Origin of the sequence: Pseudomonas yangonensis (assembly GCF_009932725.1) — a bacterium.
GTDB lineage: Bacteria > Pseudomonadota > Gammaproteobacteria > Pseudomonadales > Pseudomonadaceae > Aquipseudomonas > Aquipseudomonas yangonensis.
Window position 1 is genome coordinate 13,670 of sequence record NZ_BLJU01000011.1, and the last position, 26,301, is coordinate 39,970.

Annotated in this window: 27 protein-coding genes; 10 read left to right on the forward strand and 17 right to left on the reverse strand. The window is 64.4% G+C overall.

Annotation, left to right across the window (positions count from 1 at the left end; genetic code table 11):
- Positions 1 to 114 precede the first annotated feature (114 nt).
- Positions 115 to 768: a histidinol-phosphatase gene (locus GYB81_RS14040; protein WP_161866138.1), complete on the forward strand. Its 654-nt coding sequence runs from the start codon at positions 115 to 117 to the stop codon at positions 766 to 768.
- A gap of 158 nt (positions 769 to 926) precedes the next feature.
- Here the strand turns inward: GYB81_RS14040 and GYB81_RS14045 are convergent, their stop codons facing one another.
- Both GYB81_RS14045 and ilvA read right to left on the reverse strand, forming a co-directional pair.
- Positions 927 to 1,367, reverse strand: a complete 441-nt coding sequence (locus GYB81_RS14045; protein ID WP_161866139.1) for a DUF2269 domain-containing protein — start codon at positions 1,365 to 1,367, stop codon at positions 927 to 929.
- Positions 1,368 to 1,381: 14 nt separating this feature from the next.
- Complete coding sequence (ilvA, locus tag GYB81_RS14050; protein WP_161866140.1) at positions 1,382 to 2,965, reverse strand: threonine ammonia-lyase, biosynthetic; 1,584 nt, start codon at positions 2,963 to 2,965, stop codon at positions 1,382 to 1,384.
- A gap of 89 nt (positions 2,966 to 3,054) precedes the next feature.
- Between ilvA and rpiA the strand changes: the two genes are divergently transcribed.
- Entirely contained in the window at positions 3,055 to 3,726 is a 672-nt protein-coding gene (gene rpiA / locus GYB81_RS14055) for a ribose-5-phosphate isomerase RpiA (RefSeq protein ID WP_161866141.1), read from the forward strand.
- A 172-nt stretch (positions 3,727 to 3,898) separates the two neighbouring features.
- Here rpiA and GYB81_RS14060 read toward each other — a convergent pair whose 3' ends face one another.
- Both GYB81_RS14060 and GYB81_RS14065 read right to left on the reverse strand, forming a co-directional pair.
- On the reverse strand, positions 3,899 to 4,234 hold the full coding sequence (locus GYB81_RS14060; protein WP_161866142.1) for a DUF3703 domain-containing protein: 336 nt from the start codon (positions 4,232 to 4,234) through the stop codon (positions 3,899 to 3,901).
- A 10-nt stretch (positions 4,235 to 4,244) separates the two neighbouring features.
- Positions 4,245 to 6,464 (reverse strand): heavy metal translocating P-type ATPase, encoded by a 2,220-nt coding sequence (locus tag GYB81_RS14065; protein WP_161866143.1) that lies wholly within the window; start codon positions 6,462 to 6,464, stop codon positions 4,245 to 4,247.
- Positions 6,465 to 6,542: 78 nt separating this feature from the next.
- On the opposite strand from GYB81_RS14065, the gene cadR reads away from it, so the two are divergent.
- Positions 6,543 to 6,995, forward strand: coding sequence for a Cd(II)/Pb(II)-responsive transcriptional regulator (gene cadR, locus GYB81_RS14070; RefSeq protein ID WP_161866144.1), 453 nt, complete (start codon positions 6,543 to 6,545; stop codon positions 6,993 to 6,995).
- A gap of 10 nt (positions 6,996 to 7,005) precedes the next feature.
- On the opposite strand, the gene GYB81_RS14075 is transcribed toward cadR, so the two are convergent.
- The 5 genes from GYB81_RS14075 to GYB81_RS14095 form a co-directional block, all read right to left on the reverse strand.
- Complete coding sequence (locus tag GYB81_RS14075) at positions 7,006 to 7,917, reverse strand: SdiA-regulated domain-containing protein (RefSeq protein ID WP_161866145.1); 912 nt, start codon at positions 7,915 to 7,917, stop codon at positions 7,006 to 7,008.
- 71 nt (positions 7,918 to 7,988) lie between these two features.
- Positions 7,989 to 8,336 (reverse strand): NirD/YgiW/YdeI family stress tolerance protein, encoded by a 348-nt coding sequence (locus GYB81_RS14080; RefSeq protein WP_017363168.1) that lies wholly within the window; start codon positions 8,334 to 8,336, stop codon positions 7,989 to 7,991.
- A gap of 100 nt (positions 8,337 to 8,436) precedes the next feature.
- Complete coding sequence (locus tag GYB81_RS14085) at positions 8,437 to 9,354, reverse strand: SdiA-regulated domain-containing protein (protein WP_161866146.1); 918 nt, start codon at positions 9,352 to 9,354, stop codon at positions 8,437 to 8,439.
- 113 nt (positions 9,355 to 9,467) lie between these two features.
- Complete coding sequence (locus GYB81_RS14090; protein WP_161866147.1) at positions 9,468 to 10,133, reverse strand: fumarylacetoacetate hydrolase family protein; 666 nt, start codon at positions 10,131 to 10,133, stop codon at positions 9,468 to 9,470.
- Positions 10,134 to 10,246: 113 nt separating this feature from the next.
- Complete coding sequence (locus tag GYB81_RS14095) at positions 10,247 to 11,638, reverse strand: D-2-hydroxyglutarate dehydrogenase (RefSeq protein WP_161866148.1); 1,392 nt, start codon at positions 11,636 to 11,638, stop codon at positions 10,247 to 10,249.
- A 182-nt stretch (positions 11,639 to 11,820) separates the two neighbouring features.
- On the opposite strand from GYB81_RS14095, the gene serA reads away from it, so the two are divergent.
- On the forward strand, positions 11,821 to 13,050 hold the full coding sequence (gene serA / locus GYB81_RS14100; RefSeq protein WP_161866149.1) for a phosphoglycerate dehydrogenase: 1,230 nt from the start codon (positions 11,821 to 11,823) through the stop codon (positions 13,048 to 13,050).
- Between the two features lie 184 nt (positions 13,051 to 13,234).
- Here serA and GYB81_RS14105 read toward each other — a convergent pair whose 3' ends face one another.
- Positions 13,235 to 13,726, reverse strand: a complete 492-nt coding sequence (locus tag GYB81_RS14105; protein ID WP_161866150.1) for a 2-thiouracil desulfurase family protein — start codon at positions 13,724 to 13,726, stop codon at positions 13,235 to 13,237.
- A gap of 31 nt (positions 13,727 to 13,757) precedes the next feature.
- Complete coding sequence (locus GYB81_RS14110) at positions 13,758 to 14,381, reverse strand: 2OG-Fe(II) oxygenase (protein ID WP_161866151.1); 624 nt, start codon at positions 14,379 to 14,381, stop codon at positions 13,758 to 13,760.
- 121 nt (positions 14,382 to 14,502) lie between these two features.
- Between GYB81_RS14110 and GYB81_RS14115 the strand changes: the two genes are divergently transcribed.
- Positions 14,503 to 15,270 (forward strand): hypothetical protein, encoded by a 768-nt coding sequence (locus tag GYB81_RS14115; protein WP_161866152.1) that lies wholly within the window; start codon positions 14,503 to 14,505, stop codon positions 15,268 to 15,270.
- Positions 15,271 to 15,399: 129 nt separating this feature from the next.
- On the opposite strand, the gene bipL is transcribed toward GYB81_RS14115, so the two are convergent.
- Complete coding sequence (gene bipL, locus GYB81_RS14120; protein ID WP_161866153.1) at positions 15,400 to 16,341, reverse strand: phospholipase BipL; 942 nt, start codon at positions 16,339 to 16,341, stop codon at positions 15,400 to 15,402.
- A gap of 122 nt (positions 16,342 to 16,463) precedes the next feature.
- On the opposite strand from bipL, the gene GYB81_RS14125 reads away from it, so the two are divergent.
- Positions 16,464 to 17,042, forward strand: coding sequence for a DUF6436 domain-containing protein (locus GYB81_RS14125; protein WP_161866154.1), 579 nt, complete (start codon positions 16,464 to 16,466; stop codon positions 17,040 to 17,042).
- Positions 17,043 to 17,048: 6 nt separating this feature from the next.
- Here GYB81_RS14125 and GYB81_RS14130 read toward each other — a convergent pair whose 3' ends face one another.
- Positions 17,049 to 18,056 carry an AraC family transcriptional regulator gene (locus GYB81_RS14130; RefSeq protein WP_161866155.1) on the reverse strand — a complete coding sequence of 336 codons (1,008 nt, stop codon included), beginning with the start codon at positions 18,054 to 18,056 and terminating at the stop codon, positions 17,049 to 17,051.
- A gap of 119 nt (positions 18,057 to 18,175) precedes the next feature.
- Here GYB81_RS14130 and GYB81_RS14135 point away from each other — a divergent pair, with 119 nt between their 5' ends.
- Positions 18,176 to 20,554 carry a penicillin acylase family protein gene (locus tag GYB81_RS14135; RefSeq protein WP_161866156.1) on the forward strand — a complete coding sequence of 793 codons (2,379 nt, stop codon included), beginning with the start codon at positions 18,176 to 18,178 and terminating at the stop codon, positions 20,552 to 20,554.
- A gap of 443 nt (positions 20,555 to 20,997) precedes the next feature.
- Here the strand turns inward: GYB81_RS14135 and GYB81_RS14140 are convergent, their stop codons facing one another.
- The gene (locus tag GYB81_RS14140) at positions 20,998 to 21,441 is read right to left on the reverse strand and encodes a hypothetical protein (RefSeq protein ID WP_161866157.1); all 444 of its coding nucleotides are present in this window, start codon (positions 21,439 to 21,441) and stop codon (positions 20,998 to 21,000) included.
- Between GYB81_RS14140 and trmL the strand changes: the two genes are divergently transcribed.
- Positions 21,440 to 21,907: a tRNA (uridine(34)/cytosine(34)/5-carboxymethylaminomethyluridine(34)-2'-O)-methyltransferase TrmL gene (gene trmL / locus GYB81_RS14145; protein ID WP_161866158.1), complete on the forward strand. Its 468-nt coding sequence runs from the start codon at positions 21,440 to 21,442 to the stop codon at positions 21,905 to 21,907. The two genes, GYB81_RS14140 and trmL, sit on opposite strands and share 2 nt — an antisense overlap.
- A 128-nt stretch (positions 21,908 to 22,035) precedes the next feature.
- On the opposite strand, the gene secB is transcribed toward trmL, so the two are convergent.
- The 3 genes from secB to GYB81_RS14160 are packed head-to-tail and all read right to left on the reverse strand — an operon-like array spanning position 22,036 to position 23,225.
- Positions 22,036 to 22,521 carry a protein-export chaperone SecB gene (gene secB, locus GYB81_RS14150; protein WP_024309921.1) on the reverse strand — a complete coding sequence of 162 codons (486 nt, stop codon included), beginning with the start codon at positions 22,519 to 22,521 and terminating at the stop codon, positions 22,036 to 22,038.
- A gap of 28 nt (positions 22,522 to 22,549) precedes the next feature.
- Positions 22,550 to 22,810, reverse strand: a complete 261-nt coding sequence (gene grxC / locus GYB81_RS14155) for a glutaredoxin 3 (RefSeq protein WP_161866159.1) — start codon at positions 22,808 to 22,810, stop codon at positions 22,550 to 22,552.
- A 1-nt stretch (position 22,811) separates the two neighbouring features.
- The gene (locus tag GYB81_RS14160; RefSeq protein ID WP_161866160.1) at positions 22,812 to 23,225 is read right to left on the reverse strand and encodes a rhodanese-like domain-containing protein; all 414 of its coding nucleotides are present in this window, start codon (positions 23,223 to 23,225) and stop codon (positions 22,812 to 22,814) included.
- 147 nt (positions 23,226 to 23,372) lie between these two features.
- Here GYB81_RS14160 and gpmI point away from each other — a divergent pair, with 147 nt between their 5' ends.
- Together gpmI and GYB81_RS14170 are read left to right on the forward strand one after the other, a co-directional pair.
- Positions 23,373 to 24,905 (forward strand): 2,3-bisphosphoglycerate-independent phosphoglycerate mutase, encoded by a 1,533-nt coding sequence (gpmI, locus tag GYB81_RS14165; protein ID WP_161866161.1) that lies wholly within the window; start codon positions 23,373 to 23,375, stop codon positions 24,903 to 24,905.
- A gap of 107 nt (positions 24,906 to 25,012) precedes the next feature.
- A complete protein-coding gene (locus GYB81_RS14170; RefSeq protein ID WP_161866162.1) occupies positions 25,013 to 26,263 on the forward strand; it encodes a murein hydrolase activator EnvC family protein in 1,251 nt (416 codons plus the stop codon).
- Positions 26,264 to 26,301: the final 38 nt, after the last annotated feature.

Sequence of the window (26,301 nt, forward strand, 5' to 3'; positions counted from 1 at the left end):
CATTGTTCCACAAAGCCGAGTCCAGCAGCAACGCGGGTTTGGCGGCAGTGGGAAAGCCCGGCCAAAGCGGCTATTCTGGCGCGCCCCAAACATTTGCAGAACAGGTGGAAAACCGTGCGCTTGGCTCTTTTCGATCTCGACAACACCCTGCTGGCTGGCGACAGCGATCACAGCTGGGGCGAATTCGTCTGCCAGCGCGGCCTGGTCGATGCAGCCGAGTATCTGGCGCGCAACGATGCCTTCTATGCCGATTACTGCGCCGGCAAGCTGGACGTGGTGGCCTACCAGAATTTCAGCCAGGCCATTCTGGGTCGCAGTGAGATGGCGCAACTGGCGCAGTGGCACCGCGAGTTCATGGCCGAGGTGATCGAGCCAATCATCCTGACCAAGGGCGAGGCACTGCTGGCCGAACACCGCGCGGCGGGCGACAAGCTGGTGATCATCACCGCCACCAACCGCTTCGTTACCGAGCCCATCGCCGAGCGCCTCGGCGTGGAGACGCTGATCGCCACCGAATGCGGCATGCTGGACGGTCGCTATACCGGGCAGATCACCGGCACGCCGTGCTACCAGGGCGGCAAGGTGACCCGCCTGAACGAGTGGCTGGCAGAGACGGGTTACAGCCTCGATGGCGCCTACTTCTATAGCGACTCGCGCAATGACCTGCCGCTACTCGAGGCCGTGGCCAACCCGGTGGCGGTCGACCCGGACGAGGTGCTGCGCGCTACCGCCATCGAGCGCGGCTGGCCGGTGATCTCGCTGCGCTGAGATGAAGCCCTGAACACGCAGTTGTAGGAGCGGCTTCAGCCGCGAAGCTTGCTACAGCGACAATCGCGAGAATCATCGAACCACAAGCCCTCTCCCGCCCTTCGGGCACCCTCTCCCATAAATGGGAGAGGGTCATCAGAAGCCGCTCTGCGGCTGCTTCAAACCGGCTTCGCACCCATCAGCGCCATGATGACGATCAGTAGCACCAGGATCAGCCCGGCATAGATCAGGCAAAGACGCTTCAGCGCTGGCGGCGCCGGCGTATCGCCCAGCGCACGCCAGGCAGCCAGACGGCCAGCCAGCAGCAGGCCGATCAGCATCATCACCGCGTAGAGAATGCTGCCCAGCAACAGCCAGGTCTGCCCCAGCGGCCAGCCTGCGGTGTCCACCAGCCAGTAGCCGGTGACCGGCAGGCTCAGCGCCAGCACGGCGAACGCCGGGAAGCTGAATAGCAGGGTCACGCGCAGCTTGCGCGCCAGCACGGCGGCATCACCACCGCGCTGCGCCTTGAACAGCATGACGCCGTGGGCGATCAGGCCAAGCAGCAACAACACACCCGGAGCGCTGTGGAGAATGCGAACCAGCAGATAGTGTTCCATCACGAAGTCCTTGTTCAGCCGAGAAACAGGCGAAAAGCCGGGTTGTCGCTTTCGTCCCAGTACGGATAGCCGATGGCATCCAGCGCTGCCGGCACCAGGTGGCGTTCGTCTTGCGGCACCTGCAGCGCGGCCAGCACACGCCCGTCGGCGGCACCATGGTTACGGTAATGGAACATCGAGATATTCCAGCGCCCGCCCAGCTTCTGCAGGAAGTTGAACAGCGCCCCGGGCCGCTCGGGGAATTCGAAGCGCAGCACCATCTCGTCGCCGACACCTGCGGCATGGCCACCGACCATATGGCGGATATGCAGCTTGGCCAGCTCGTTGTCGGTCAGATCCAGCACCGGGAAGCCCTGTGCACGCAGCCCCTCGACCAGCGCCTGGCGCGGGTCGTTCTCCGGGTGGGTCTGCACACCGACGAAGATGTGCGCCTCGCGGTCGGTGTGGTAGCGGTAGTTGAATTCGGTGATCTGGCGCTTGCCCACCGCCTCGCAGAAGGCCTTGAAGCTGCCGGGCTGTTCGGGGATGGTCACGGCGATGATCGCCTCGCGCTTCTCGCCCAGCTCGGCACGCTCGGCCACATGGCGCAGACGGTCGAAGTTGACGTTGGCGCCGGAGTCGATGCCCACCAGCACCTGTCCGTGACCGCCTTCACGCTCCACATACTTCTTGATCCCGGCCACGGCCAGCGCACCGGCCGGCTCGGTGATCGAGCGGGTGTCGTCGTAGATGTCCTTGATCGCTGCGCAGATCTCGTCGGTGCTGACGGTGATCACCTCGTCGACGTGATCCTTGCAGATATCGAAGGTGTGCTGGCCGATTTGCGCCACCGCCACGCCATCGGCGAACAGTCCGACCGTCGGCAGCATCACGCGCTCGCCTGCAGCCATGGCCTGCTGCAGGCAATTGGAGTCGTCCGGCTCGACGCCGATGACCTTGATTTCCGGACGCAGGTACTTGACGTACGCCGCGATGCCGGCGATCAGACCACCACCGCCAACCGGCACGAAGATGGCGTCGATATGGCCCTGATGCTGACGCAGGATCTCCATGGCCACCGTGCCCTGCCCGGCGATTACCAGCGGATCGTCGTAGGGGTGGATGTAGGTGTAGCCCTTTTCTTCCACCAGTTTCAGCGAATGCGCCAGCGCCTCGGGAAAGGCATCGCCGTGCAGCACAACCTTGCCGCCCCGCGAACGCACGCCCTGCACCTTGAGCTCCGGGGTGGTACGCGGCATGACGATGGTCGCCTTGACTCCCAGATGCTTGGCGGCCAGCGCCAGCCCCTGGGCGTGGTTGCCGGCCGAGGCAGTGACCACGCCGCGCGCCAGCTCTTCGGCGGACAGTTGTGCCAGCTTGTTGTAGGCGCCACGAATCTTGAACGAGTAGACCGGCTGCAGATCCTCGCGCTTGAGCAGAATCTGGCTGCCCAGTCGCTCGCTGAGCTGACGGGCGGGTTGCAGCGGGGTTTCCACCGCGACGTCGTAGACGCGCGAGGTGAGGGTCTTCTTCACGTACTGTTCGAGCATGGCGATTTCGCAGGCGTTCGGGCTTTGAGGGACTGCCGAGTCTACCCCAGCGCCGCGCCGGGCGACCATACGAAACGCGCGGGTTCTGCCCCGTTCACGGACCACTTGCGGCTATAATTCGCGCCACACCACCCCACCTTCCCAGGCATTCCCCCGCAATGAACCAGGATCAGCTGAAACAGGCCGTGGCCCAGGCCGCCGTCGACCACATTCTTCCGCGCCTCGACAGCAAGAGCATCGTCGGTGTCGGCACCGGCTCCACCGCCAACTTCTTCATCGACGCACTGGCCAGGCACAAGATGGACTTCGACGGCGCCGTCGCCAGTTCCGAAGCCACCGCTGCGCGCCTCAAGGGCCATGGCATTCCGGTCTACGACCTCAACAGCACCGCCGAGCTGGAGTTCTATGTCGACGGCGCCGACGAGAGCGACGAGCGCCTGCATCTGATCAAGGGCGGCGGCGCTGCGCTGACCCGCGAGAAGATCGTCGCCGCCGTGGCCAAGACCTTCATCTGCATCGCCGACGCCAGCAAGCTGGTACCGGTACTCGGCGCCTTCCCGCTGCCGGTGGAAGTCATCCCCATGGCCCGCAGCCACGTGGCCCGCGAGCTGGTCAAGCTGGGCGGCGACCCGGTGTACCGCGAAGGCGTGCTGACCGACAACGGCAACGTCATCCTCGATGTGCACAACCTGTCGATCACCGACCCGGTGCAGTTGGAGGCGGACATCAACGCCATCGTCGGCGTGGTCACCAATGGCCTGTTCGCCGCCCGCCCGGCCGACCTGCTGCTGCTCGGCACCGCTGAAGGCGTGAAAACGCTCAAGCGCTGAATCTGGCACATCTTGTGGGAGGCGCTTCAGCGGCGATTGTCGCGGCAGAAGACCCTCCCACAAATGTTCTCTGTTCCACACACCCAGGTTTGCGCAGTCGTTAGCCTGAATGCAATCAGAGCCTGCTGCGATTCGCCACGCGCACCGGAAACGGCAAGGCGCTTGTCCAGTCCTACTCCAACAGGCGGCGCAACTCCTCGCTCATCGGCATGGGTTGAAAAGCACTGACCCGCGCCCGCCCGGTGTTGCCGATGGGCACCCAGATGCGCGAGAACAGCAGCGCCGCCAGGATGCGCGGCACTTGCCCCAGCACCTCACGCGTATCGCCTTGTTGCCAGCCTGCCTGCAGCATCAGCCAATGTGAACGCGCATGCAGCCATGGGCGACGCTGGGTGAGGATGTGCGCCCGCTCCAGCCAGACCAGCGCTTCGACGCTGCGGCGGGCAGCCAGTTCGTGCAACGCCTGGTCAAAGGCTTCGTCGATGGCTTCTTGCAACGTCATAGGCATGGCTGCTTCCTTATTTGCGCAACAGGCGCAGGCCGTTGAACACCACCATCAGGCTGACCCCCATGTCGGCGAACACCGCCATCCACATGGTCGCCTCACCGGCCAGGGTCATGCCCAGGAAGATTGCCTTGATGCCCAGCGCCAGGACGATGTTCTGCAGCAGGATCGCGTGAGTCTGCCGGGAAAGGCGGACGAATGCCGGAATCTTGCGCAGATCGTCGTCCATCAGTGCAACGTCGGCCGTTTCGATGGCGGTATCGGTGCCGGCGGCGCCCATGGCGAAACCGATCTCGGCCCTGGCCAGCGCCGGGGCATCGTTGATGCCATCGCCCACCATGCCGACCACCCTGCCGCGCGCCTGGCTCGCCTCGATCCAGGCCAGCTTGTCCGCTGGCAAGAGGTCGCCACGCGCTTCGTCGACACCGACCTGCTCGGCGATTGAGGCCGCAGTGTGGGCGTTGTCACCGGTCAGCATGCAGGTGCGCACGCCCAGCTCGTGCAGTTCGGCGACCGCCTCACGGCTGGTCTGGCGCACGGTGTCGGCCACGGCGAAGAGCATCAGTGCGCGCTGCTCGTCACACAACACCACCACGCTCTTGCCCTGGCGCTCCAAGGCCTCCAGACGCTTCTCCAGCTGCGCCGAGCAAAACCCGAGGTCTTCGACCAGACGGTGGTTGCCCAGATAAAGCAGCCTGCCGTCGATCCGCCCCTTGGTACCTCTTCCCGACAGCGCCTCGAAGTCGTCGACTTCGTGCAGAGCATGCCCCGTCTCCCGGGCATGCAGGGCCAACGCCCTGGATACCGGGTGGTCGGAGCGCGCCGCCAGGCTCGCCGCCCAGATGGCATGCGCCGGTTCGTCCACCTCCAGCAGGTGGAGGCTGTCGGTCTGCACCGGCTTGCCGTGGGTCAGGGTACCGGTCTTGTCCAGCGCCAGCAGCGCCAGGTGGCGGCCATTCTCCAGATACACGCCGCCCTTGATCAGGATGCCCTTGCGCGCCGCAGCAGCCAGGCCGCTGACGATGGTCACCGGGGTGGAAATCACCAGCGCACAGGGGCAAGCCACCACCAACAGCACCAGGGCACGATAGATCCAGTCGAGCCAGGCGCCGCCGAGGAACAGCGGCGGCAGAACGGCGACTGCGAGGGCGAAGACGAAGACCGTCGGCGTGTAGATGCGCGAGAAACGGTCGACGAAGCGCTGGGTCGGAGCACGCGAGCCCTGCGCCTCTTCCACCGCATGGATGATGCGCGCCAGGGTGGTGTCGCGCGCCGCGGCGGTCACGCGGAACTCCAGCGAACCTGCCTCGTTGATGGTGCCGGCGAAAACCGCGTCACCGGCACGCTTTTCCACCGGCAGGCTTTCCCCGGTGATGGGCGCCTGGTTGACGGTCGAACTGCCGCCCACCACCTCGCCATCGAGGCTTATACGCTCGCCCGGACGAACGCGCACCACGGCGCCGAGGGCGATGGCCTGCACGTCGATTTCCTGCCAGCTGCCGTCGGTCTGCCTGACCGTGGCGCGCGGCGGCGCCAGGTCCATCAGGCCGCGGATGGCATTGCGTGCCCGATCCAGCGAGCGCGTCTCGATCAACTCGGCCAGGGTGAACAGCACCATCACCATCGCCGCCTCAGGCCACTGGCCGATCAGCACAGCACCGGTCACGGCGATACTCATCAGGGCATTGATATTGAGGTTGCGGTTCTTCAGGGCTATCCAGCCCTTCTTATAGGTATTCAGCCCACACAGGCCGATGGCGGCGAGCGCCAGCATGGCCACCAGCCAATCCGGCCCGAGCGCAGCGAAATGCACCACCTCCGAAGCGCTCGCCACGACACCGGCCAGCGCCAGCGGCCACCAGCGTTTCTGCACCGGCGCGGCAGCTGGCTGTTGCGCGGTGCTTTCATCCTCCACCTGCGGGGTAAAGCCCAGCGCCCGGATCGCGGGCACGACCTGAGCCAACGCGTCTTCGTCATGGCTGACGGTGAGCACACGCTGCAGCAGATTGAATTGCAGACCTGCCACGCCAGGCAGGCGGCCCAGCGCGTCGCGGATCAGGCGCTCTTCCGTCGGGCAGTCCATCTGCTCAATGTGAATGCGCGTGGTGCGCGCTCCCGTCAGCTCACCCGCGGTCGGGTGCTGAACGGCATCCTGATCTTGCCCGACGGGCTCGTGATCAAGCGTGTGGCAAGCAGGTGGCTGTTGGCGCGAGTGGTCGCAGCAGCGGCTCATGGCAAGTCTCCATCAGGTCTGTGTTGCGCAGTACACACCCTGTAGTCACTATAGGGTCAAGCACTTGGAGGAGATCGCATGAAAATCGGCGAATTGGCGAAAAAGGCGGGCTGCCAGGTGGAAACCGTGCGCTACTACGAGCGTGAGGGCCTGCTACCGGCGCCAGCCCGCACCGAGGGCAATTACCGCCTGTACGGCAACGAACACCTGGAGCGCCTGGTATTCATCCGCAATTGCCGCACGCTGGATATGACCCTGGAGGAGATCCAGCGACTGCTGGCCCTGCGCGATCTGCCCCACGAAAGCTGCGCCGGCATCAACAGCCTGGTGGACGAACATATCGAACACGTGGAGGCGCGCATCACCAGCCTCATGGCGCTGCGCGACCAGTTGAGCGAACTGCGTGATCGCTGCAAACGCCCGCAGGAGGCGGAGGACTGCGGCATCCTGCGCCAGCTCAATGTCAGCGGCGGCGTGCAGCCGTTACCCGATGATGGGCATACTCATGTCGGCAAGAGCCACTCGCACTAGCAGGCCGCGCCTACTGCGGCTTGCGGAAGACATAGAACAGATTCGGCTCGCTGATCAGGTAGAGGTTGCCCTCATCGTCTGTCGCCACACCCTCGGCCTGCGGCACGCTGCGTTGCAGACCATGCTGGCCGCGCAGCAGGGACAGGGTGCTGATCGGTTTGCCCTCGGCGTTCAGCTCGATGACCAGACGTGATTCGTCCGAAAGCGCCAGCAGATGGCCAGTCGCCGTATCGAAATCGAGGCTGGAGAGGTCGCGTACGAACAGGCGGGCATCACGCTTGGGATCGGTATTGACCTGCAGCGCCAGCGGCTTGCTGTCGTCGATATGAGGGAAACCGAGCACTTCGAAGATGCGTACCGGATCGCGCTCCTTGGCCACCAGCAGACGCTCGTTGGCGGCGTCATAGGCCAGCCCCTCGAAGCCCTTGTTACCGTTACGGCCGATGCCCAAAGAGAGCTGCTGAAAGTCGCCGGCGGCCAGCACGCGGGTGGCGTCATCGATGCGAACCTTGACCAGGCGCTGTTCACGCTCGTCGGCAATCACATAGGTGCCGGGCGATACGTATTCGATGGCCTCGGGGTCACCGAAACCTTCGAGATCGATGGTGCGCAGCAGGTCGCCCTGCAGGCTCAGCTCGATCACTCTGGCCGGTTTGTTAGTGACACTGAAAAGGCTGCGCCGGTCGGGATCGTAGGTCAGCGCGGAAACATCGCTGATATCGGCCATGGGCTTGGCCTCGATCTCCACGCGGTAGTCACCCAACCATAGCGATTGTTCGCGCCACTGCTCACCATGCTGCCATTCCTGTACAGAGAACCAGGCACGTTCGAACAGCCGATACTGCTGACCGAGAACAACGCCGAGCAACATGACGACGCACAGCAGATACAGCCAGGGGTTGATGGAAAGCAGACGACGCATGACGAATTTCTCTGACTGGCACAGAAAAGCCCGCCACGGACTTCACGTGGCGGGCGTGCGGGGAATTGCGATCAGTTGATCAGCTCGACGCGATCCACATCGATCTCGCGGCTGTTGAAGTCCTTGTCGACTTCGCCGGTCAGACGCACCTTGGCGTTTTCCGAGACTTTCTGGGCCGGCCAGTCTTCGTCATCGATTTCCACCTGGATGGTGCCGGTGGCGTCCTTGAACTCGTAGAGTTCGTCCTGCAGACGCTTGACGATCTGGCCTTCCAGTACCACGTGGGTATCGTCGGCAGCTTCCAGTGCCGCAGAGACGGTGGTGACCTGCGGGGTGGCGCCCGGGCCGGTGTAGCCGGTGGCGAAAGCGGCGGTGCTGAGCAGCGGCAGAACCATCAGAGCGAGAGCGGTACGTTTCATGGCGTGAACCTCGTTGTTCGTAAGTGACGGGGTCAGATTAATGCCACTAGCTGAAGCCAGACTGAATCGTCGCTTAAGCCAAGCTGAACGCTTACGGCGCTCAGCCGGCCTTCGGCGCCGGCTTGCTGAACACGTAGAACAGATTGGGCTCGGCGACGATATAGATGTTGCCCTCGTCGTCCATGGCCACGCCCTCTGCCTGCTCGATGCCCCGATCCAGGCCGTTGAGGCCGCCGCTGAGGCTGAGAAAGCTGACCGGGTTTCCAGCCCGATCGAGTTCGAGCAGCATCCGTGACTCGTCGGACAGCACCAGCAGGTGGCCGGTGCGCTCGTCGACGCTGAGCGAGGAAATATCGCGCAGCCCCGGGTTGCCGGCCATCAGCGGCTGCAGCGCGCCGGCAGAACCGTCCTCGCCAGGGAAGGGCAAGCTGAACAGCCCCAGCGGAGCGCGCTCCTTGCCCAGCAGCAGGCTGTGGCTGCGCGAATCCCACCCCAGGCCTTCGAAGCCCTTGTTGCCGGCTTCGGCGAAACCCAGATCGAATCCCTGAAAGTCAGCGGCGTCGAGTTCGAGGTCATCGTTCCCCAGGGTGAAGGTGGTGAGCTGGCGGCGGCGTTCGTCGACGATGGCCATGCGGCCGTTGTCCATCATTTCCACGCCTTCCGGGTCGGCGAAACCCTTGAGTTCGATACGGCGCAGAACCTCGCCTTCACGCGACAGTTCCACCAGCAGCGGATTCTTGCCGGTGACGGTGAACAGCGTACCGGTGGCCGGGTTGTAGGTCAGGCCCGAGGTTTCATCCTCTTCCAGACCATCGAGTGCCTTGGCCTGGATCACCGCGCGGTAGCCCGGCAACCAGACACTGGCCAGGCGGTCGACCAGCGGAGTGGAGCGTTCCTGCAGCCAGAGCTGGGCACGATCATCCCAATGCTGGGTCTGCGCCACCGCGCTCAGGGCGATGACTGTCAGGCCTGAAAGCCAGTAGCGGGGGCGGCGGATCTTCTGAAGGAGAGCGGACATCGGCGACAACTCGACTGCTTAACAGCGATCAGACATCCGCTGTCCAGGGGAGTTCCGCCGCCCAACGGGCGACGGCTGGCTTCAACCCCGAGCGAGGCTGAGCGGGACGACGCTTATAGCACGCGACTGGTGAAGCGACTATGACCGACCAGCTCCAGCACCAGCTCATCGCCCTTGTTCAGCGCGCCGACACCGACTGGCGTGCCGGTGAGGATCACATCGCCCGGCTGCAGAGCGAAATGCCCAGCCATGTGCTGGATCATGCCGAGGATCGGGTTGAGCATGTCGCGGCTGTTGCCGTCCTGGCGGGTTTCGCCATTGATCACCAGGCGAATGCCGATGTCAGCCAGGTCCTCGATGGCATCGCCCGGCACGAAGGGCGCCAGCACGCAGGCGCCGTCGAAGCTCTTGGCGATCTCCCAGGGGTAGCCCTTCTCCTTGAGCTTGGCCTGCACATCGCGCAGGGTCAGGTCCAGTGCCGGGGCGAAGCCGCTGATGGCATCGCGCACTTCCTCGGCATCGGGCGTCTTCGAAAGTGGCTTGCCGATCAGCACGGCAATTTCGGCCTCGTAATGCACCGCGCCGCGATCGTCAGGGATGCTGAAACCACCATCGAGCGGCACCACGCATGAGCCTGGCTTGATGAACAGCAGCGGCTCGCTGGGCACCGGATTGTTCAGCTCCTTGGCGTGTTCGGCGTAGTTGCGGCCGATGCAGACGACCTTGCCGAGCGGGAAGTGGACGGTGGTACCGTCGACATACTGGTGCTGATAGCTCATCACCGACTCCTGTGTTGTTCGTATTGTGGGCATCGCGGCTTGTGGCCGGTGCCGTACCTTAACCGACAAGGGGCCGGATACGAAAACGCCCGCTGTCAGGCGGGCGTCTGGGCTCAGGCGAAGATCTTGCCGGGGTTCATGATCCCGTTGGGATCGAAAACCGCCTTGATTGCCTTCATATAGGCGATCTCGGCCGGCGAGCGGCTGTATTGCAGGTAGTCGCGCTTGGTCATGCCGACGCCGTGCTCGGCGCTGATCGAACCGTTGTATTTCTCGACGATCTCGAACACCCACTTGTTGACCACCGCGCACTTGGCGAAGAAGTCTTCCCTGGCCAGCGCTTCGGGCTTGAGAATGTTCAAGTGCAGGTTGCCGTCGCCGATGTGGCCGTACCAGAGCACGTCGAAGTCCGGGTAGTTGGCCGAAACGATATCGTCGATGTCCTTGAGGAAGGCCGGCACCTGGCCGACGGTGACGGAGATGTCGTTCTTGTAAGGCGTCCAGTGGCTGATGGTCTCGGAGATGTACTCGCGCAGCTTCCACAGGTTTTCCAGCTGCTGCTGGCTCTGGCTCATCACGCCATCGAGCACCCAGCCCTGCTCGACGCAATGCTCGAAGGTCGCCAGGGCTTCGTTGGCCACGTCTTCGTTGAGCGCCTCGAATTCCAGCAATGCGTAGAACGGCGTGCGGCTCTCGAACGGCGCCGGCACATCGCCACGGCCGAGGATCTTTTCCAGGCAGCGGTCGGAGAAGAACTCGAAGGCGGTCAGGTCGAGCTTGCCCTGGAAGGCATGCAGCACCGGCATGATCGAATCGAAATCCGGCGTGCCGAGCACCATCGCGGTGAGGTTCTTCGGCGCGCGTTCCAAGCGCATGGTGGCTTCAACAACGAAGCCGAGTGTACCTTCGGCACCGATGAACAGCTGGCGCAGGTCGTAGCCGGTGGCGTTCTTGATCAGGTCGCGGTTCAGTTCCAGCAGCTCACCAGTGCCGGTGACCACCTTCAGGCCAGCGACCCAGTTACGGGTCATCCCGTAGCGAATCACCTTGATCCCGCCGGCATTGGTGCCGATATTGCCGCCAAGCTGACTGGAGCCCGAGGATGCAAAGTCAACCGGGTAGTACAGGCCCTTCTCTTCGGCGAACATCTGCAACTGCTTGGTCACCACCCCCGGCTGGCAGACCACGGTGCGGTCGTATTCGTTGAATTCGACGATGCGATTCATGTAGTCGAACGACACCACCACCTCGCCATTGGCTGCCACCGCAGCGGCGGACAGGCCGGTACGGCCGCCCGACGGCACCAGGGCGATCTGGTGCTGGTTGGCCCAGCGTACGATGGCCTGTACCTGCTCGGTAGTCTTGGGGAAGACGATGGCCGAAGGCGCCGGGGCGAATTGCTTGGTCCAGTCCTTGCCGTAGGTTTCCAGGGAATCGGCATCGGTCAGCACCTTGCCGGGCTCAACCAGGGTCTTCAGCTCTTCGATCTGGGCGGGGGTGGTCATCTATGAAACTCTCAAAGGATTCATGGTCGCCCTGAGAACCATTCAGGTCGCAACCGAGCATTGAAAAAGGCGAACATGCTAGCATACGCACCCCGTGAATCGAGCCATGCGGTGATCTACGGGCGCTGGCTGAGTTTCTCGGCCCTTCCCTGACATTATTCTGTGGGACAACAGGTACTCCGATGAGCAAGACCTCTCTCGACAAGAGCAAGATCAAGTTCCTTCTTCTCGAAGGCGTTCACCAGAACGCCGTGGACACGCTGAAGGCCGCCGGTTACACCAACATCGAGTACCTCAAGACCGCGCTGTCGGGCGAGGAGCTGAAAGAGAAGATCGCCGATGCCCACTTCATCGGCATCCGCTCGCGCACCCAACTGACCGCCGAAGTGTTCGACTGCGCGAAGAAGCTGGTCGCCGTCGGCTGCTTCTGCATCGGCACCAACCAAGTCGACCTGGACGCCGCCCGCGAACGCGGCATCGCCGTGTTCAACGCGCCTTACTCCAACACCCGTTCGGTGGCCGAACTGGTACTGGCCCAAGCCATCCTGCTGCTGCGCGGCATTCCCGAGAAGAACGCCTCCTGCCACCGTGGCGGCTGGATCAAATCGGCGGCCAACTCCTTCGAGATCCGCGGCAAGAAGCTGGGCATCATCGGCTACGGTTCCATCGGCACCCAGCTATCGGTACTGGCCGAAGCCATGGGCATGCAGGTGTTTTTCTACGACACCGTGACCAAGCTGCCGCTGGGCAATGCCACGCAGATCGGTGACCTGCACGAGCTGCTCGGCCTGTGCGACATCGTCTCGCTGCACGTGCCGGAGCTGCCGTCCACCCAGTGGATGATCGGCGAGAAGGAAATCCGCGCGATGAAGAAGGGCGGCATCCTGATCAACGCCGCTCGCGGCACAGTGGTCGAACTGGACCACCTGGCCCAGGCGATCAAGGACGAGCACCTGATCGGTGCTGCCATCGACGTGTTCCCGGTCGAGCCCAAGTCCAACGACGAAGAGTTCGAGAGCCCGCTGCGCGGCCTGGACCGCGTGATCCTGACCCCGCACATCGGCGGCTCCACTGCCGAAGCGCAGGCCAACATCGGCCTGGAAGTCGCCGAGAAGCTGGTCAAGTACAGCGACAACGGCACTTCCGTGTCCTCGGTCAACTTCCCCGAAGTGGCGCTGCCTGCGCATGCCGGGAAGCACCGTCTGCTGCACATCCACGCCAACATCCCGGGCGTGATGAGCGAGATCAACAAGGTGTTCGCCGACAACGGCATCAACATCTCCGGCCAGTTCCTGCAGACCAACGACAAGGTCGGCTACGTGGTGATCGACGTCGACGCCGACTACTCCGACCTGGCGCTGGAGAAACTGCAGCAGGTCAACGGCACCATCCGCAGCCGCGTGCTGTTCTAAGCCGGAGCTGCTGCGCGCCGGCGATACGGCGTTGGGAACGACTTCGGAGATGCTCATTTACTGACGTAAACTCCGCTCTCCTCGGTCGCGCCCGCCTTGTCTCGCTCTAGCTCGCGAGCCCCGGAAGTATGTAGAAATGAAAAAAGGGAGACCTTGGTCTCCCTTTTTTGCGCCTGCCTGCCGCTCAACCTGCGTCCAGCTCTGCCAACGCCTGTGCCATCTCGCGCAACTGCTCCTCGCTGAACACCTGCACGCCCGCACGGCGCAATAGCGCAGCGGTCACCCCTTCGCCAGCCACACGAACACTACTGAAACTGCCATCGTAATTCTCCAGATTGCCGCACGACGGGCTGCGCGCCTTGAGCAAGGCCAGCCGGATGTCATGCTCGCGCACCAGCGCCAGCGCTTGCTCGGCGCCGTCGACGAAGGCGGCGGTAACATCCTCACCCTCGATCGTCAGCACCGGCAACTTTCCGTCCAGCACTGCGCCGCCCTGGCCGCCACGGATCTCCGCCGGCGGACGCGGCGTGGGTAAGCCTCCCGCCACTTCCGGACACAGCGCCACTACCCGCCCGTCATCAAGCCATTGTTGAAGCAGGTCGAAGGGGCCGTGGGCACCACCGTCGTAACGCACCCGGTGCCCGAGCAGGCAGCGGCTGACCAAGATCTTCTGCATCGTATCCTCCTGTCCGGCCAGCGCCGGCGGCTCAGAGTACGTCCGTGCCGCGGCGCCGGAACCAGCCCGTCAGCGACAGCCGCTCGCGGGTGGCCGGCAGCACCTCGTGGGGCATTTCCCCGGAGAGGAACAGCGCCAGGGTACCCGCCTGCGGCAGCACGTCATGCTCACGCCCATCGCCAAGATACAGCCGCAACGCCCCACCCTGTTCGGCCTGCCAGCTCTCGTTCAGATAGAGCACCGCCGAGACCGTGCGCCTGTCATCATCGCGGAAGCGATCAAGGTGACGCAGGTAGAAAGCGCCCGGCTCATAACAGGCGAAATGGCATTCGAAATCCTCGAGCCCGAGAAACAACTCCTGATTGAGCGTCTGGCGCAAGTCGTCCATCAGCTGCATATAGCGGTCGCAGGCCTCGCTCTCGCCCGGCTCCAGCCACTGGATGCGATCCCCGCGAATGCCCTCCTGCACCTGCTGGGCATTGCCGCGGCCAACACTGGCCGCGCTCAGTTCGCCCCTGCGCTCACGCTTACGGCACTCGGCAGCCAGTTCGCGGGTCAGAACCTCAGGGGCGAACAACGCCCGTTGCGACCAGCCCTGGCTGGCGAGGTCGTCGATAAGGCTGGAGAAGATGTCTTGCTGGCGGGGTTCGGTCATGCGGCGATTGTACAGCGCCGGATGGCCGCTAGACATAGCTCGACAAGCCCCCGTCAGGCACCGAAAATAACCGGCCGCAACAGCCTGCGGCCGGCTGGGAAAGTTTGCCAAGGAGTTCTCAATGCGCGTTCTGTTTGCCCTGTTGCTGATTGGCCTGACCTTGCCGGCCCTGGCCGACGATCATCTGCGCCTGTACCAGGCTGCAGGCTGGCCGCAACAGCGCGAACACTTCAATCAGGCACTCGACGCCGCCCAGCAGCGCTATCGCAGCACCCTGCCTCCGGCGGTATTCCAGGCACTGGTGGATAACAGCAACCGCCGCTTCGCCGCTGCCGCCATCGACCAGCGCGCGCAGAACAGCCTGCGTATGGAACTGGCCGACCCGCAGCCGGCGCTGGTCTTCTTCGAATCCGCGCTGGGTCGCAAGATCGTCGCCGCCGAAACCCTGGCTACCCGTAGCGACCAATTGGCCAAGTACGCCAATGGCCTGCCGCGCACCGACGCCGACGCCACCCGTCGCCTGCTGATTCGTCACCTGGCCCAGGCCATTCCCGCCAAGGAGGCTGGCGCCGAAGTCAGCCTGGCACTGGCCGGTGTGGCGGCCGACAGCCTCAGCCAGATGATTCCCGGTTTGCTCGGCGGCGGCCAGGCCCAGGGCCTGCTCAACGGCCAGCGTGAGCGCCTGATGGCGCAGATCGAGCAGGATCTCGACAACACCCTGCTGCACGTCTACCGCGAGTTGAGCGACCCGGAACTGGAGCAGTTCGTCGAATTCGCCCAATCGGATGCGGGCAAAGCCTATTACCAGGCCGCCCTGCAGTCGCTGCGCGCCGGCCTGGCGGTGGGCATGAGCACCAATGAGCTGGAACCGGCGCCCCAGGGCATCTGAAGCCAGCCTGAGTCGGCGCGCTCATGCAGGCGCGAATTCATTCGCGATTCTTGCGGTTTCAGCGCTAACGCCAATCGCGGATAAATCCGCTCCTACCTTTTCTGGCCCGCAGCCGTTGCCGCAGGGAAGCTAAGCCAGACGCTCGCGCAGAAAATCGAAGTAATTGCGACGCAACGCCTCGCTCTCATTGGCCAGGTGATGGCGCGCTTCGGGCAGGCGCAGAATCTCCGGTTGGCGGAACTTGTCCTGCAGCACCTCGAGGTTGTAGCGCCAGTCCACCGTCATGTCGGCCTCGCCCTGAACGATCAGCGGGCTGTGCTCGCTGCGCCCGGCCGCCTCGATTCTCGGCACCCACTGAGCCAGCGCACCGACCCAGGCCGTTGGCAGGCTGCGCGGCTGCAATGGGTCGAGGTTGTGCACGAAGTCGATGAAGGTGGCGTCGCTGGAGTTTTCGCTGAAGCGCCGCGGGATCTCGCGAACGAAAGGGCTGAGCAGGCGATAGCTGAGTTTCGACCAGGCCCAGGCGCGTGGCCGCACCAGCGGCGCGAGGAGGATGTTCTGCCCAAGTTCCGGCCTTTTGCCATCGGCAAGCAGATAATCCAGCAGGATCGCACCGCCCGTGCTCTGGCCGCACAGATGCCAGGGTTGTGGCAGCCCGAGTTCGCTGGCCTGCTCGAACAGGCCGCTGAGAACCTGCTGATATTCGGCGAAGTCACTGATACTGGCGCGCGCCCCGCTGGACAATCCATGCCCAGGCAGATCACAGGCGAGTACGGCGAAGTTCATGCTCAGCGCCCAGTCGACCACGTGCCGATACAGCCCCATATGGTCGTAATAGCCATGCAGCAACAACAGAGTGCCTTGCGGCTCGGCTGGGGCCCATAGCTGCACAGCGATCTGGTAGCCGGCGGCATTGAAGCTGCCCAGACGGTTGTCCAAACCGGCAAAGCGCGCGGCCAGATCGAAGCCATAGAAGCTGCGATAGGCCTGCAGCACTGGCAGATCCAGGCGTGCTGCGGCCAAGGGTCGCAGCAAGGGGCGTAGTTGATCGGGCTGAAACGGCTCTGACATAAGGCTTTCCATCAATGCGGGTGATCGATGGGCGATCCCCGCGACAACTCCTCGAATGCTGCGATATTCAGCTGCCAGGCTCATCATGGCAAGCTACACGCCCTTTTTCGCCTGGCCCGATCATGCCCCGCCCGTCCCGCAAGAACCTGCTCATTGCCCTGCTCGCCCTGGCCTTGCTGATCGGCCTGGCGCTCGCCTATCGCTGGTTCGAAATGCGCTACCTGCGCACCTTCGACGAGCGCGCAGCGGTGTTCTCCGGCGCCGAGCTGCAGTTGCCTGCCGAGCTGAGCGGACCTGGCGCGATCCGCCTGGTGCATTTCTGGGACCCGGCCTGCCCGTGCAACGTCGGCAACCAGCAGCACCTCGCCGAGCTGATCGAGCACTATGCACCGCAAGGGGTGCAGTTCCATGTCGTACGCAAGCCCGGCAGCCGGGGCCGCCTGCCTGCCGAACTGGCCGCACTGCAGCCACTGGACGAACTGCCCGGCAGCGCGGACCTGCCGGCCAGCCCCGCCGTAGCAATCTGGGACAGGCATGGCCAACTGGCCTACTTCGGCCCCTACAGCGAGGGCCTGGTGTGCAACTCGAGCAACAGCTTCATCGAACCCATACTCGAAGCGCTGGCTGCCGGGCGCAAGGTGGACGCCAGCAATACCCTGGCCGTGGGCTGCTTCTGTCAATGGGCCAAGCCTGGCAGCTGACTAGTCTCAGCCACGCCCGCGGGGCGTACTGCCCTGCCAGCGGCGAAAGGCGCGGTAGAACGGCGACAGTTCGGCAAAACCGCAGGCCCGCGCCACCTCGCGCACGCCCAGGCCCCGATCAAGCAGGCGTAGCGCACGCAAGCGGCGCACTTCATCGTGCAACGCACGAAAGCTGCTGCCCTGCTCGCTCAGTGCCCGCTGCAAGGCGCTGCGATTGCTGCCCAGAGCAAGCGCACAGGTCTCCAGGCTACAGGTCGCATTGCCCAGGTTGACCTCCAGCCAGTAGCGCACCCGCACCAGCAACTGGTTTTCCACCAGCTCCGCCAACTGCCTTTCGGCCTCCTCGCTGAGCACCTCGAACAGCCGCGGGTTGGCGCTGCGCGAGGGCCGTGAGAGTAGTGCACGCGACAGGATCAGCACATCGTGCGGCTGCGCGAACCGCGGCTCGACGCCAAGCAGTCGGCGATGCTCCACAAGCCTGCGCGGCGCCCGGTGGCGAAACTCGACGCCCATCAGCGGCAGCTCGCCGCCAGCGGCCGCAGCCAGCATCTTGCTCAGCAGCACGGCCAGGCATTCCATCTGCTGACGCAACGAGCCGACTTCGCGGTAGTTCAGATCGATCACCAGGCGCGCTTCATCACCCTGCTCCTCCAGCCGTGCGGCAAAACCACCGGAGAGGATGTGCTGGAAGCGCACGAAGGCCAGCAGGCCCTGGCGCAGGTCCCGCGCTGCCAGCAACAGGTAGCCGACCACATCCATCGGCCGTGGCTGCATCATCTCGCCCAGATGCAGGCCGATGTCGGCATCGCCGCTGATACCTTGCAGCGCCTGCCAGAAACGCGGTGCGTTGTCGTGCTCCTCACGCGCCTCCAGCAACGGCGCCGCCAGCGGCACCCCGGCGTAGGCGCGACGGTAGGTATCGGTCGGATCGAACCCCAGCGCCGCCAGGGCCTCATAAAGCAGGCGACGCAGGGTCGAGGAGTGGGTCAGGGCTACGAACGCGTTTTCGGGCATGGTGGCTCCAGCCTCATATTGACCATAGACTTCCAGTATTGAGGCATATGGTCAATGCCGACACTCAGGCGCCTGAGCACAATGCTGCACGCTCGCCCCACAACAATAAGGATCGCTGGATGAAACGTTCCCTGACCGCCCTTGCGCTGGTGATTGCCGCAGCAGCAGGCGGCCTGACCTGGTACCTGCACGACAAACAACCGCAACGCGACGGCGAGCAGGTGCTCGGCGCGCTGCAGGCGCCGGTCGCTGTCGACTACGACGAACGCGGCGTGCCGCATATCCGCGCCGAAAATGAAGCGGACCTCTACCGCGCCCTCGGTTTCGTTCACGCCCAGGACCGACTGTTCCAGATGGAGCTGCTGCGGCGCCTGGCGCGCGGTGAGCTGGCCGAAGTGCTCGGCGAAAAGCTGGTGCCCACCGACCGTCTGTTCCGCACTCTGGAAATCGGCCGCCATGCCGATGCCTACGCTGCCCGCCTGGACGCAGGCAGCCCGTCCACCCAGGCCCTGCAGCACTACCTCGAAGGCATCAACCAGTACCAGGCCACTCGCCCGCGCCCTCTGGAGTTCGACCTGCTGGGCATCGAGCCACGCCCCTTCACCATTGCCGACACCCTCAGCGTCGCCGGCTACATGGCCTACAGCTTCGCCGCGGCGCTGCGCACCGAACCGGTGATGACCCACATCCGCGACGAGCTGGGCGCGGACTACCTCGAGCTCTTCGACCTCGACTGGCATCCGCAGGGCGTAGTCGGTACCACCCTGGCCGCCAGCGACTGGCAGGACCTATCCGCCCTCGCCCAGCTCAGCAATGACGCCCTGGCAGGCACCGGCCTGCCGCAGTTCGAGGGCAGCAACGCCTGGGCCGTCTCCGGCAGCCGCACCGCCAGCGGCAAGCCGTTGCTGGCCGGCGACCCGCACATTCGCTTCTCGCTGCCGGCCGTCTGGTACGAAGCGCACCTGCAGGCACCTGGCTACGAGCTGTACGGCTACCACCATGCGCTGATCCCCAGCGCCATGCTCGGCCACAACCGCGACTTCGCCTGGAGCCTCACCATGTTCCAGAACGACGACCTCGACCTGATCGCCGAGCGGGTCAACCCGGACAATGCCAATCAGATCTGGTACCAGGGCAACTGGGTCGACCTCCAGCAACGCACGGAAAGCATCCAGGTCAAGGGCGGCGAGCCGGTGCAGATCACCCTGCGTCGTTCCCCGCATGGCCCGATCATCAACGATGCTCTGGGCCAGCCCAGCGGCAGCACGCCGATCGCCATGTGGTGGGCCTTCCTCGAAACCGACAACCCGACGCTCGAGGCCTTCTACCAGCTCAACCGTGCCGACAACCTGGACAAGGCCCGCGCCGCCGCCGAGAAGATCGAAGCCCCCGGCCTCAACGTGGTCTGGGCCAACGCCGGCGGCGATATCGGTTGGTGGGCGGCAGCCAAGCTGCCGCTGCGCCCCGCGGGCGTCAACCCGACCTTCATTCTCGACGGCGCCAGCGGTGACGCGGACAAGCTCGGCTATCACCCCTTCAGCGCCAACCCGCAGGAAGAGAATCCGCAGCGCGGCTACATCCTCTCGGCCAATTACCAGCCCGTGCCGGTCAGCGGTATCGAAATTCCCGGTTACTACAACCTGCCTGATCGTGGTCAGCGTCTGAACCAGCACCTGAGCGATGCCTCGGTGAAATGGGATACGCAGAACAGTCAGGCACTGCAGCTCGACCCCGGTACCGGCTACGGCCCGCGCCTGCTGGCACCGATCCTCGACGAACTGCGCAGCGCAGCGGCGAACGATCAGGAGCGTGCGCTGGTGGAACAACTGGCCGAGTGGAATGGCGACCACGCACTCGATTCCGTGGCCGCCACCCTGTTCAACCAGCTGACCTACCAGCTCGCCCACGAAGCCATGGCCGACGAGCTGGGCGAAGCGTTCTTCGACAGCCTGCTGCAAACCCGCGCGCTCGACACCGCGCTACCGCGCCTGACCGCCAATGCCGACTCGCCCTGGTGGAATCGTCAGGGCAGCGAGCAGCGTGAAAACCGCGCACAGATCGTCGCCGAGGCCTGGCGTGCCAGCCTGGAGCACCTGCGCAGCCTGTTCGGCGATGATGTCGGGGCCTGGACCTGGGACCGTGGCCATACCCTCACCCACAGCCATCCGCTTGGCCAACAGCAGCCACTGGCCTGGCTGCTCAACGTCGGCCCGCTGGCCGCGCCTGGTGGTCATGAAACGCCGAACAACCTGTCGCACAAGATCGGGCCGGCGCCCTGGCCCGTGGTCTACGGTCCCTCGACCCGGCGTCTGGTCGACCTCGGCGACGCAGACAAGGCCCTGGGCGGCATTCCGGTAGGCCAGAGCGGCGTACCGTTCGACGCTCATTACGGCGATCAGGCCGCCGCCCACGTGGCCGGCGAATATCAGCCGCAGCACCTCGGCGAGGCGGATGTGAAAGCGCACAGCCAGGGCACGCTGCGCCTGCTGCCACGCTGATCGCCCTCAGGCGTCTGCACACAGCGTGGTGCGCCAGCGGTGCATCGCGCTGCACACTGGTGCACCGTGGCGCTGCAAATGCCGCCGCAGCCCTCGCCCGAGGGCCTGGAAGCCAGCGAAATCGGGCCTTGCCGCTTCGGTAATAAAATTGGCACACCCCCTGCATAAGCTAAGGCAATCCCAGTTTCGGGGACCTTGGTACAGGCAGGCCGGGGAATCCCCTCTTTATTCGCCGTGACGTATGCGTCACATGCAGTGCGCCGCAGCCCGCTCGACGAGCACGGCGCCACCCGTTTCGGGGGCCTTGGTACAGGCAGGCCGGGGAATCCCCCTCTTTATTCGCCGTGACGTGTGCGTCACATGCAGTGCGCCGCAACCCGCTCGACGAGCGGCGCCATCCGTTTCGGGGACCTTGGTACAGGCAGGCCGGGGAATCCCCTTCTTTATCTGGGACGTAGCGCCAGGCGCGCACGCCAACGTCCGTCCTCTTGCGAGCCGCGCCACTCCCCCTGCAACGGGCGGGGTGACACCAACACCAGCAGCAGATCCCGCCCGTCGCGCTCCAGGCGCCAGTTCACCAGGCCCAGCGGCAGCTTGAGCTGGCCATCACGCACCCGCCCGTAGGCATCCTCATAGCGATACACCAATGCACCGTCGACATGCTCGACCTGCGCCTCAGGCTCACGATTGAACCAGAGCTGCAGCCCCAGCTCCCAGGCCTCGGCATCCTCGATGCGCAAACGGGGCGGGTCGAATACACGACCGATCATCATGCCGACGAGAAAGGCGATCAGCATCACCGACGCCATAAAACGCCAGCGCAAACGCGGCCGCGGATCTTCTGGCGGCGTAGAATGGCGATCGTCCCAGTGCTCGGAGTGCTGCATGTTCCACGTCATCCTCTTTCAACCGGAAATTCCGCCCAATACCGGCAACATTATCAGGCTGTGCGCCAATAGCGGCTGCCAACTGCACCTGATCGAACCACTGGGTTTCGAGCTGGACGACAAACGCCTGCGTCGCGCCGGGCTGGATTATCACGAATACGCCACGCTCAAGCGCCACCCGGACCTGCAGAGCTGCCTCGACACCCTCGGCCAGCCGCGCCTGTTCGCCTTTACCACCAAGGGTTCGCAACCCTTCCACGAAATCGCCTACCAGTCCGGCGACGCCTTCCTGTTCGGCCCGGAAAGCCGCGGCCTGCCCGAGGACGTGCGTAACGCCCTGCCGCCAGAGCAGCGCGTACGCCTGCCGATGCGCGCCGGCTGTCGCAGCCTGAACCTGTCCAACACGGTTGCAGTCACCGTTTACGAAGCCTGGCGGCAGAACGGTTTCGCCGGCGCGGGCGACTGACTCCGCCGAAGTGGCCAGGCGGCACTCCGCTTCAGCCGCGAAGCCGGTTCGCGAACGAAGTCAGCCCCAGAAAGCAAAACGCCGCGATCCTCGCAAGGAGTCGCGGCGTCTTTGCAGCGAAACGACGCTTATTGCGCGTTGGTCTCGCCAGCCTGCTGCATGCGCTGCAGTTCCTGCGCGTACAGCGCATCGAAGTTCACCGGCGACAGCATCAGGGCAGGGAAGGAACCGCGGGTCACCAGGCTGTCCAGCGCCTCACGGGCGTAGGGGAACAGGATGTTCGGGCAGAAGGCGCCGAGGGTGTGGCTCATCGAGGCAGCGTCGAGGCCCTTGATCAGGAAGATGCCGGCCTGCTGCACTTCGGCGATGAAGGCGACTTCTTCGCCGTTCTTCACCGTCACCGACAGGGTCAGCACCACTTCATGGAAGTCACCTTCCAGCGCTTTCTGGCGGGTGTTGAGGTCCAGACCGACGCTCGGCGTCCACTCCTGACGGAAGATTTCCGGGCTCTTCGGCGCTTCGAAGGACAGGTCCTTGACGTAGATGCGCTGCAGGGAGAATTGCGGGTTCTGCGATTCGGCAGCGGCTGCGCCGCTGTTGGCTTGCTCGGTCATGGCGTTAGCCTTCCTTAACGTTGAGGTTTCAAGCGGGGTTCTGCAGCAGGGCGTCGAGCTTGCCGGCGCGCTCCAGGGCATAAAGGTCGTCACAGCCACCGACATGGGTGCTGCCGATCCAGATTTGCGGTACCGAGGTGCGCCCGGCCATGCGGGTCATCTCCGCGCGAATGGCAGGCTCGCCGTCGACACGGATTTCCTCGTAATCCACCCCTTTGCTGGCCAGCAGCTGCTTGGCCCGGATGCAATAGGGGCACCAGTCGCTGGAATAGATGACCACGTCGGCCATGTCACTTCACCAGCGGCAGGTTGTCGCCACGCCAGGTGGCGATGCCACCGGACAGCTTGGCGGCGGTGAAGCCGGCCTTCTTCAGCTCGCGTGCGATGCTGCCGGCATGCTGACCCATGGCGTCGACGACGACGATGGTCTTGGCCTTGTGCTTCTCCAGCTCGCCGATACGCGCCGCCACCTTGTCATAAGGGATGTGCAGCGAGCCGACGATATGGCCGGCGGAGAAGTCCTTCTGCGCACGCACGTCGAGCACCACGCCCTTGTCGCCGTTGACCAGCGCGGTGAGCTCGCGGCTCGACAGGCTCTGCCCGCCCTTGCGCATCTCGGTAACGATCAGCAGTACCAGCAGCACGACGAACATGCCGCTCAGTACGTAGTGATTAATGATGAATTCAATCAGGTTGGCGAACATCTATATGGCCCAGGACGGTAAAATGCCGGCCAGTATACACAGCCCCACAGGTCGGCCAAACCCCGTCTGGCAGTGACGCGCCAGGCGCTTGGCCCTAAAATGCCGGGCTGTTTCCTTGCCCCCTCAGACGCAGAGCGAGCCAGCTTAATGAGTGCCACGCCAAAACCCTTGGTTCTGATCATCCTCGACGGCTTCGGTCACAGCGACAAACCCGAGTACAACGCCATCCATGCTGCCAGTACGCCGGTCTACGACCGCCTGCGTGCCACCTACCCGCACGGTCTGATCTCCGGCAGCGGCATGGACGTGGGCCTGCCGGACGGGCAGATGGGTAACTCCGAAGTCGGTCACATGAACCTCGGCGCGGGGCGCGTGGTGTATCAGGACTTCACCCGCGTGACCAAGGCGATCCGCGACGGCGAATTCTTCGAGAACCCCACGATCAATCAGGCCGTGGACAAGGCCGTGGCCGCCGGCAAGGCCGTGCACATCCTCGGCCTGCTCTCCGATGGCGGCGTACACAGCCATCAGGATCACATCGTCGCCATGGCCGAACTGGCCGCCAAGCGCGGCGCCGAGAAGATCTACCTGCACGCCTTCCTCGATGGCCGCGACACGCCACCGAAAAGCGCACAACCGTCCATCGAGCTGCTCGATGCAGCCTTCGCCCGCCTCGGCAAGGGCCGCATCGCCAGCCTCACCGGCCGTTATTTCGCCATGGACCGCGACAACCGCTGGGACCGCGTCGAGCAGGCCTACCACCTGATCGTCGACGGCGCCGGCCAGTTCAACGCCGCCAGCGCTGTGGCAGGTCTGCAGGCCGCCTACGAGCGTGGCGAGAGCGACGAGTTCGTCAAGGCCACCACCATCGGCACGCCGGTGCAGGTGGAGGATGGCGACGCCGTGGTGTTCATGAACTTCCGCGCCGACCGTGCCCGCGAACTGACCCGCGCGTTCGTCGAGCCCGGCTTCAAGGAGTTCGAGCGCAAGCGCGCGCCGCAGGTCGGCTTCGTCATGCTCACCCAGTACGCGGCGAGCATCCCGGCGCCCGCTGCCTTCGCTCCGGAAGCGCTGACCAACGTGCTCGGCGAATACCTGGCGAAAAACGGCAAGACCCAGCTGCGCATCGCCGAGACCGAGAAATACGCCCACGTCACCTTCTTCTTTTCCGGCGGGCGCGAAGAGCCGTTCGAGGGCGAAGAGCGCATCCTGATTCCGTCGCCTAACGTCGCCACTTATGACCTCAAGCCGGAAATGAGCGCGCCGGAAGTCACCGACAAGATCGTCGATGCCATCGAGAACCAGCGTTATGACGTGATCATCGTCAACTACGCCAACGGCGACATGGTCGGCCATACCGGCGTATTCGAGGCGGCGGTCAAGGCCGTGGAGACTCTCGATACCTGCGTCGGTCGCATCACCGAGGCGCTGGAGAAGGTCGGCGGCGAGGCGCTGATCACCGCCGACCACGGCAACGTCGAACAGATGGAAGACGAGTGCACCGGCCAGGCGCACACCGCGCACACCTGCGAGCCGGTGCCGTTCATCTACGTCGGCAAGCGCCCGGCGCGCATCCGCGAAGGCGGTGTGCTGGCCGACGTGGCGCCGACCCTGCTCAAGCTGATGGGTCTGGAACAACCGGCCGAGATGACCGGCAAAACCATCGTCGAGCTGCAGTAATCGGCATAAAACAAGAAACGCCCCGCGCCATCAGGCCTGGGGCGTTTTTTTTGCCCGGCAGCACGGGCATACTAGGCCTCAATTCGCCCTCCGGTGTCGCCTCGCCCATGCTTCGCATCCTTGCCCTGATTCTGCTCAGCAGCCTGATCGCTCCGGCCATCGCCGATCAGCGCGCCGATACCCAGCGCCAGCTCGAAGCCGCGCGCCAGGACGTCGCCGAACTGAAGAAGCTGCTGGAGAAGCTGCAGCAGGAAAAATCCGGCGTGCAGCAGCAGCTGAAGAAGACCGAAACCGAGATGGGTGATCTGGAAAACCAGGTCAAGGAACTGCAACGCGAGCTCAAGGGCAGCGAGCAGGAAATCCAGCGCCTGGATCAGGAGAAAAAAAAACTCCAGAGCGCGCGCACTGAACAGCAACGCCTGATCGCCATCCAGGCCCGCGCCGCGTATCAGAGCGGCCGCCAGGAGTACGTCAAGCTGCTGCTCAACCAGCAGAATCCGGAAAAGTTCTCGCGCACCCTCACCTATTACGATTACCTCAGTCAGGCGCGTCTCGAACAGCTCTCCGCATTCAACGAGACCCTGCGCCAACTGGCCAACGTCGAACAGGAAATCACCCGCCACCAGGCCCAGCTGCAGGCGCAGAAGACAGGCCTGGATGAACGCCACGCCAAGCTCGCCGAGGCGCGCAAGGAGCGCCAGCAGGCACTGGCCAAACTCAATCGCGACTTCGCCAGCCGCGATCAGCGGCTCAAGGCACGCCAGCAGGAACAGGCCGAACTGGGCCGCGTACTCAAGACCATCGAGGAAACCCTGGCCCGCCAGGCGCGCGAAGCCGAGGAAGCGCGCAAGCGCGCACTGGCCGCTCAGAAAGCCGAGCAGGCGCGTCCGGGCAGCCAGCAAAGCAGCCAGCCCAGCGGTCCACTGGTCAGCTCAGGCGCCGTCTACGGCGGGCCTTTCGCCAGCGCGCGCGGCAAGTTGCCTTGGCCGGTCGATGGCCGATTGGTAGCACGCTACGGAACCCCTCGCGGCGGCGACGCTCGTACTAAATGGGATGGCGTACTGATCGGTGCGCCTGCCGGCAGCCAGGTGCGTGCCGTGCATGGCGGCCGAGTGGTTTTCGCCGACTGGTTGCGTGGCGCCGGTCTGTTGGTCATTCTCGACCATGGCAATGGTTATCTGAGCCTGTACGGCCACAACCAGAGCCTGCTGAAGAATGCCGGCGATGTGGTCAAGGCCGGCGAAGCCATCGCCACCGTTGGCAGCAGCGGTGGTCAGGACACATCGGCACTGTACTTCGCCATTCGCCAGAACGGTCGCCCGAGTGACCCGGCACAGTGGTGCCGCGCGCAGGGATGATCAGGCCCAGAGCCTGATAGCGCCTCATTCATTTAGGA